The following is a 6234-nucleotide window of genomic DNA, read 5'->3' as shown; positions in this document are numbered from 1 at the left end:
ACCTCTAACGATACAGTTTTTTTCTTTCTATCGTGGTATTTCGCCATAAACAACCTCTTGTTAGGGACGATATTTACCTCTAACAATACAGCTTTTTTCTTTCTATCGTGGTATTTCGCCATAAACAACCTCTTGTTAGGGACGATATTTACCTCTAACAATACAGTTTTTTTCTTTCTATCGTGGTATTTCGCCATAAACAACCTCTTGTTAGGGACGATATTTACCTCTAACAATACAGTTTTTTCTTTCTATCGTGGTATTTCACCATAAATTATCTCACGCTTCAGGTCATATTTGCCTCTAATTGGCCACTGCGTTGTTTATGTTAGGGGTATTTATCAATATATTTTGCTTAAGCTACCACTTATGCTTCCGCGCTGGAGAAATCTTTGGGTACAGAATCAAAAACAAGCATTTGTACCCATAAATCCGGAGCAGTCTCTGGGCACAGAAGCTAAAACAGGCATCTATACCCAAACGCCAGCGCCACAGCTGCTCAAAGATCAGGAGCCGGAGGTACTAACCAGCCACCGTAAGGCTTGCCCTTGATGCTCAGAAGGCATGGGGCTACACTGGGAAGACTGATGGCGTGGGAAATCAGCTGCTCATGAGTCTATCGCCATCGGTGATGACGCATAAGCCCCATGCATTATGTGGGTCAAGGGTGGCGTCCGCAACCATGATATATGCCAAAAGAAATATCCTTGTAAAACATCACATAATATTTTTTGATATTTTTTGCAACATTACCTCCCCCTCATCTGTGTATTAGGTATAAGCGGATGATAATTAAATATGATATAGTGATTTGTAACAATTTGTAGTATTATTGACAGTAATGTATGGAAAAAGGTGGATAATAATATGAAAATCATTGATATCTTTAGAGAAAAAGAAGTTACTTTATCATTCGAAGTTTTCCCACCAAAGACTGACGCAGGTTACGAAGCAGTTGAAAAGGCTGCAGCAGAAATTGCAGCGCTTAAGCCTGATTTCATGAGTGTAACCTATGGCGCAGGCGGCGGAACAAGTAAGAATACAGTTAATATAGCAGCAGACCTTCAGGACAAGTACGGTGTTAACGTTATGGCACACCTTACATGCGTATCATCAACTAAGGAGCATGTTCGCGGAATGATCTCTTCTTATAAAGAAAGAGGAATCCAGAACATCATGGCACTTAGAGGAGATATCCCTAAGGAAGGCAGAATCTGTGAGGATTACCACCACGCAACAGAGCTTATCTATGACATTAAGTCAATTGATGAGAACTTCTGCATTGGCGGTGCATGTTACCCAGAGGGACATGTGGAGTGCGAGAGACAGTCAGTTGATATTGAACACCTTAAAGAGAAGGTGGATGCAGGATGCGACTTCCTGACAACTCAGATGTTTTTTGACAACTCAACTCTTTATCAGTTCCTTTACAGAATAAGAGAAAAGGGAATTGAAGTTCCTGTAGTTCCAGGAATCATGCCAATTACAAATGCTAAGCAGGTTTCACGAAGCGTAGCTCTTTCAGGAGCCACAATTCCTCAGAAGATGAAGATCATGGTAGACAGATTTGCAGATGATCCTCAGAAGATGAAGGAAGCTGGAATCATATATGCCAGCGATCAGATTATAGATCTAATCTCCAATGGAGTTAGTCATATACATGTTTATTCAATGAACAAACCCGATATTGCAGCAGGTATCATGCGCAATTTAGCTACAATCATTAAATGATACAAAATATTAGGAAGAGGAAAAGAAAATGAACACACCAAATAACATTAACGAAAACGAGTATCAATACGCTCAGGACGTAATCAGAAAGCTTTCTGATTACTTTGATGCCAAGGTAGTAGGACAGAAGCAGCTTAAGTTCTCACTTATCGCTTCAATCCTTGCCGATGGTCATATTCTTATCGAGTCAGTACCTGGTCTTGCTAAGACAACAGCAGCTAAGGCTATTTCAGACGCTGTAGATGGTAAGTTTGCACGTATCACATGTACACCTGACCTTTTGCCAGGTGATATCATCGGTACACAGATCTACAACCAGGCAAATGGTAAGTTCGAGACAATCCTTGGACCTGTATTTGCTAACTTCGTACTTCTTGATGAGGTAAACAGATCAAGTGCTAAGACACAGTCAGCCATGCTTGAGGCCATGCAGGAGAGACAGGTAACAATCGGTGGTAAGACATATTCAATGCCAGAGGATATCTTCATTGTTATCGCTACTCAGAACCCTATCGAGCAGGAAGGTACATATCCTCTTTCAGAGGCTCAGACAGACCGTTTCCTTATTAAGGAAGTTATTACATATCCTACAGCTGCAGAGGAAGTTGAGATCCTTAGCAGAATGGAGTCTGGTGTAATCTCAAGAGTTGATCCACCAGTACTTACAATCAAGGATATCGACAAGGTTCAGGATATTGCCAGCAAGGTATACGTAGATGATTCAATTAAGTGGTACATCTCAAGTATCATCGTTGCTTCAAGAAGAACAGGCCAGATGCAGAATACAGATATCGGACGTTACGTTCGTATCGGTGCCAGCCCTCGTGCTTCTATCGCATTCCTTAACATGTCTAAGGCAGCTGCTCTTATGCAGGGCAGAACTTATGTAACACCTGAGGACGTTAAGATGGTAAGACATCAGGTTCTTAGACACAGAATCGGTCTTAACTATTCAGCAGTTGCAGACAATGTAACAGTTGAGATGGTTATCGATGGAATCGTTAACTCAGTTAAGACACCTTGATGGTGAAATATTTTAGAGCATAAAGAGATAGTTCTTTTGCCAAATGGATTTCGAGGAAAAAGATGCAGATTGATTACGAGTATTTATCAAGAATAAGAAGGGCAGTAGCTCTTTATACACATAGGAAGACCTCCAATATTCTTGATGGCGATTTCCATTCTATCCACAAGGGTAGGAGCATGGAATTCGATGACCTTAAGGAATACACCTTCGGTGATGACGTTCATGATATTGACTGGAAGTCATCCTCACGAATGGGAACAATCCTGGTTAGAGAATATATGACCGACCGTAGACACAACGTAATGTTCATCGGTGACTGCGGAAGGAAGATGATGGGAGATACCTCCACCGGAGAGTCCAAGAAGAACCTTGCAGTTCTTACCTTTGGTACAGTTGCCTACATTACAGGCAGAAACGGTGCGGATTACGCCCTTGCTCATCCAAGAGCAACAGGAACTTCCATCAGCATGTTCAGGTCAGGTCCTGAGCATTTGGAGAAGCTTCTTTACAGCTATGAAGAGGATATCTGCAAGAATGTTAACTGTAACCTCAATGAGATCATAAGTGAGATCATGAGTACAGTAAAAAAGAAGATGATCATCTTTGTCATCACTGATATCGAAGGTCTTGCAACATTGGATGAAGGCGTCATTAAGGGCGTTACCACCAACCACGATCTTCTTATCTATCATGTTGATGATGCCACACTTACAGGTGATTCTGTTTACGATATGGACTTTGGCCGCTATGAAAAGAGCTTCTTTAGTCACGACAGGGCACTTAGAGAGGCAGAGGTTCAGACAAGAAGAGAGATTATCGACAGTGTCGCAGGAATGTGCAGACGTAATAAGGTTGGAATCACAACTATTTCCTCAGAGAGTGAAATAATTGGTTCAACTATTGATTTGCTTGAAAGGTATAAACATGGAAACTACGGTTACGTTACAAAAAGTTTTTGAATATAGCTGGTGGGTGGCACTGATTGCTGGAATCGTTTTAGCAATCGCAGCAATCTTAGTTCTTTATTCTGTTATCGTCCTTATCAAGGCCAACAGAAAGCCTAAGACAAGCGGTGCACCTAAGGTTAGAAACCTTCCACCACAGTTCTTATATATTGTTAAAGGTAAGTACGTCAACGAACTTCAGAAGCTTCTTGGCAAGTATACCCAGAACAAAATCGGCAAAAGAGAAGCTTATCAGAAGCTTTCAGTTGTCATCAGAAAGTTCGTTCATGAAGCTACAGGCATCAACGTTGAGAACTATACAGCTAAAGAGGTTAAGGCTCTTGGTATAAGGAATCTTGACCAGCTTATGGAAGAGTATTATGTGCCGGAATTTGCAGAGGATGAGAGAGCTGAAGAGAAAGACTTCGTTTCATCCTGTAATACGGCAGCAGGAGTGATCAAATCATGGAGTTAATGTATGGAATAATTATTGTCATAGGAATTATTCTTACGGCAATAGTAAGCCTTGTATTTGTTATCCTTGGCAGAAAAAAGACAGAAGCATATAAAAACGGTATCAAGGCGTCAAATACAGCGAGAATCAAGTCATCACAGTTGTATAAAAAGCTTGTGCTTAAATACACTGTATGCAAGATAATCCTTGTTGTAACACTTATCTTAAGTATCGTTGGCTCACTTGTTTTGGCCGCAAGACCATACAAGACAGAGGAAGTGGAGACTGGAGTTAAGAAGAGAGATATCATTCTTTGTCTCGATGTTTCCTATTCACTTTACGAGCTTAATGCAGAGATAACTGAGTACCTTAAGAACGTGGTAAGAGGCCTTCAGGGCGACAGATTTGGAATTAGTATTTTTAATACTACCAGTGTTACCTACGTTCCTCTTACAGACGATTATGACTATGTCCTTGACAGACTGGATGAGCTTGGAGAGTATTTCGCTCTGCAAAAAGAGCTATATGATAAATATCTCAACAAATATGACTACTATTCAGAAATGTCTGATGAGACCTATGAAGCATATCTTGAGCTGGTAGAACAGCTTGACTACTTTGATGCAGGAACTCTTTATAACAGCTCAACAAAGGGATCTTCTCTTGTCGGTGAGGGCCTTGGTACAGCTCTTTATACCTTCCCATACCTGGAGGATTCTGAGAGAACAAGAGTTATCATCATGTGTACTGATAATGAGCTTAATGCATTTAAGAAGCAGATCATGGACCTTGATGATGCAGCTAAGTATTGTGCTAAGAACAAGGTTACAGTATTCGGCGTTTTCCCAAGCGAAGAGGATTTCTACCTGCCTGAGGAGTATGACTACTCTTCATGCCTTAAGGAATTCAAGAGCGCTGTTGAGACAACTGGCGGTAAGTTCTACGTAAGAAGTGAGGACCAGTCGGTTGAGGAAATTGTTAAAGATATTCAGAAGCAGGAAGCGATGCTTGTTAAGGTTGTTGTAAGTAAGCAGAACAAGGATCTTCCTGAGACCTACTTTATCGTGTTATTAATTTGCCTAGCATGCACTTGCGTGGCAGGATTGGTGTTGCAGAAATGAAGATACAGCCTATTTTACCTACACTTGTCTTAGTGATCATATTCTTTGTAATCTTCGGTGCTACAGCCGCAGTTATCATTAAGAACAAGTTCAAAACTAAAGATAAGATTTTGACACTGCTTAGATTGTCCATCATATATCTTTTAGCCTTTACTATTGGTCTTAGACCAGTAACAGTTGAAACTAAGTATGAGTATTCCACTAAGAACCTGGATGTACTCTTCGTTGTTGATACAACTCTTAGTATGTGGGCAGAGGATTACAATGGTAAGAAGCCTAGAATGAGAGGCGCAGTCAAGGATATGCAGTATATCTGTGAGGAGCTTGCTGGTAGTAACTTTGGTCTTGTTACCTTTGATAACCAGCCAAGAGTTATTTCTCCTTTCACACAGGATATGCAGTATGTTGAGATGCAGCTTGATTTCCTGGAACAGCCAGACAGCAGATATGCTAATGGTAGTGATTTCTCTACTCCATATAAGGATCTGGAGGCACTGGTTCTTTCTTCCTACAGAAAAGAGGAGAGAAAGACAATCGTGTTCTTCATTAGTGATGGAGAAGTAAACAGTTTATACGAAAGAAAGTCCTTTGAAGATCTGGCACAGTACATCGATGGTGGCGCTGTGATCGGTTATGGTACAGAAAAAGGTGGCAAGATGGATGATGGAACAGGATATATCTATGATCCAAGCACCGGTAAGGATGCCATTTCCCACATCGATGAAGAGAATCTCCAGGCTATGGCTGATGAGATGGGACTTCAGTACCTTAACTGTAACGAAAGCAATACCGGTCTTAAGAGCATTGTAACTTCCGTTCTTGAAGCCAGTGCTGATGTTATGGAAGAGGCTGATGGCGCAGAAATCTACAAGGATACATATTTTATCTTCGCAATTCCACTGGCTCTTATGCTTATCTTAGAGCTTGCGATAGTACTTAAAAGGGGGAGACTATAAT

At 41.0% G+C, this 6234-nt stretch carries 7 protein-coding genes; 6 read left to right on the top strand and 1 reads right to left on the bottom strand.

Going from position 1 to position 6234, the window contains the following annotated elements:
- A partial coding sequence (locus T541_RS21745; protein ID WP_026653496.1) for a hypothetical protein occupies positions 1 to 197 on the bottom strand: 197 nt, incomplete at its 3' end.
- 670 nt (positions 198 to 867) lie between these two features.
- Here T541_RS21745 and metF point away from each other — a divergent pair.
- The 6 genes from metF to T541_RS0115165 all read left to right on the top strand — a co-directional run bounded on the left by metF (position 868) and on the right by T541_RS0115165 (position 6233).
- Positions 868 to 1731 (top strand): methylenetetrahydrofolate reductase [NAD(P)H], encoded by an 864-nt coding sequence (gene metF, locus T541_RS0115190; RefSeq protein ID WP_026653494.1) that lies wholly within the window; start codon positions 868 to 870, stop codon positions 1729 to 1731.
- A 28-nt stretch (positions 1732 to 1759) separates the two neighbouring features.
- On the top strand, positions 1760 to 2755 hold the full coding sequence (locus T541_RS0115185; RefSeq protein WP_026653493.1) for an AAA family ATPase: 996 nt from the start codon (positions 1760 to 1762) through the stop codon (positions 2753 to 2755).
- Positions 2756 to 2817: 62 nt separating this feature from the next.
- A complete protein-coding gene (locus T541_RS0115180; protein ID WP_026653492.1) occupies positions 2818 to 3717 on the top strand; it encodes a DUF58 domain-containing protein in 900 nt (299 codons plus the stop codon).
- Positions 3683 to 4177 (top strand): hypothetical protein, encoded by a 495-nt coding sequence (locus T541_RS19885; RefSeq protein WP_155839546.1) that lies wholly within the window; start codon positions 3683 to 3685, stop codon positions 4175 to 4177. The genes T541_RS0115180 and T541_RS19885 overlap by 35 nt, the downstream gene beginning before the upstream one ends.
- A complete protein-coding gene (locus tag T541_RS0115170) occupies positions 4168 to 5277 on the top strand; it encodes a vWA domain-containing protein (protein WP_026653491.1) in 1110 nt (369 codons plus the stop codon). The genes T541_RS19885 and T541_RS0115170 overlap by 10 nt, the downstream gene beginning before the upstream one ends.
- Entirely contained in the window at positions 5274 to 6233 is a 960-nt protein-coding gene (locus T541_RS0115165; RefSeq protein ID WP_026653490.1) for a vWA domain-containing protein, read from the top strand. The genes T541_RS0115170 and T541_RS0115165 overlap by 4 nt, the downstream gene beginning before the upstream one ends.
- The last annotated feature ends 1 nt before the right edge of the window (position 6234 follow it).

Origin of the sequence: Butyrivibrio proteoclasticus P6B7 (assembly GCF_000622085.1) — a bacterium.
GTDB lineage: Bacteria > Bacillota > Clostridia > Lachnospirales > Lachnospiraceae > Butyrivibrio > Butyrivibrio proteoclasticus_A.
The sequence above is the reverse complement of the archived record's forward strand: the minus strand, read 5'-3'. Positions and strand labels throughout refer to the sequence as shown.

Excerpts from the sequence above, each read along its gene's own strand:
- T541_RS0115170 (WP_026653491.1), top strand. The coding sequence starts at position 4,168 with ATGGAGTTAATGTATGGAATAATTATTGTCATAGGAATTATTCTTACG.
- T541_RS0115180 (WP_026653492.1), top strand. The coding sequence starts at position 2,818 with ATGCAGATTGATTACGAGTATTTATCAAGAATAAGAAGGGCAGTAGCT.
- T541_RS0115165 (WP_026653490.1), top strand. The coding sequence starts at position 5,274 with ATGAAGATACAGCCTATTTTACCTACACTTGTCTTAGTGATCATATTC.
- T541_RS0115185 (WP_026653493.1), top strand. The coding sequence starts at position 1,760 with ATGAACACACCAAATAACATTAACGAAAACGAGTATCAATACGCTCAG.
- T541_RS19885 (WP_155839546.1), top strand. The coding sequence starts at position 3,683 with ATGGAAACTACGGTTACGTTACAAAAAGTTTTTGAATATAGCTGGTGG.
- metF (WP_026653494.1), top strand. The coding sequence starts at position 868 with ATGAAAATCATTGATATCTTTAGAGAAAAAGAAGTTACTTTATCATTC.